Source organism: Psychrobacter sp. 1U2, assembly GCF_051847575.1.
This window is the reverse complement of the sequence record NZ_JBPYDC010001062.1, coordinates 1-721: the sequence shown is the minus strand read 5'-3', so window position 1 is coordinate 721 and position 721 is coordinate 1. Positions and strand designations below refer to the sequence as shown.

2 protein-coding genes are annotated in these 721 nt (G+C 47.7%); both read right to left on the bottom strand.

Annotated elements, in window-relative coordinates:
• The coding region (locus ACS8FD_RS20395) for a 2Fe-2S iron-sulfur cluster-binding protein (protein ID WP_439277207.1) at nt 1–388 on the bottom strand (388 nt) is incomplete at its 3' end.
• A gap of 10 nt (nt 389–398) precedes the next feature.
• On the bottom strand, nt 399–721 hold a 323-nt coding region (locus tag ACS8FD_RS20390), incomplete at its 5' end, for an NADH-ubiquinone oxidoreductase-F iron-sulfur binding region domain-containing protein (protein WP_439277206.1).

Sequence of the window (721 nt, the reverse complement as noted above, 5' to 3'; positions counted from 1 at the left end):
GACGACTGTTATGACCTGACATATAAGTCATATCTTGCAAGTGACAATGGCCACCTTCTTCACAAGTTGGACAGTCGTGCGGATGGTTGGTCATCAGTAGCTCAATCATCGACTTACGAAACGCTTTGGCTTCATCATCGGTGACTGAAATGTACATATCATCGTCTGGCGCAACCATACACGACATCACAAGACGCCCTTTACCCGCTTCCATATCTTCTTTATTCTGATACTGCTTGACGGCGCACTGACGACACGAGCCCACTGAACCTAAGGCTGGATGATAACAAAAGTATGGCACATCAATGCCGAGTGACAAGCATGCTTGTAGCAAATTATCGCTGCTATCTACTTCGACAGTGGTCCCATCAATATGTATGACTGCCATGCCGTTCTCCTTATTTCGCTACTGGCTGTTGATAAGCTGCTGCTTCGATAACGTCTACACCAACCGCCTGTGCGATTTTTTGATCAAACTCAGGTCGGAAATATTTAATCGCACTCATCAGTGGTTCCATCGCACCTGGCGCATGGGCACAGAAAGTTTTACCAATCCATAAGTCACGTGTTAAGCCCTCTAGTTTTTCCACATCGCCCACTTGCCCTTCACCATCGTTGATAGCGGTGAGTAGCTTAACGCCCCATGGCAGGCCATCACGACATGGCGTACACCAGCCGCATGATTCACGCTGAAAGAAAATCTCAAGGTTACGCAGCAGTG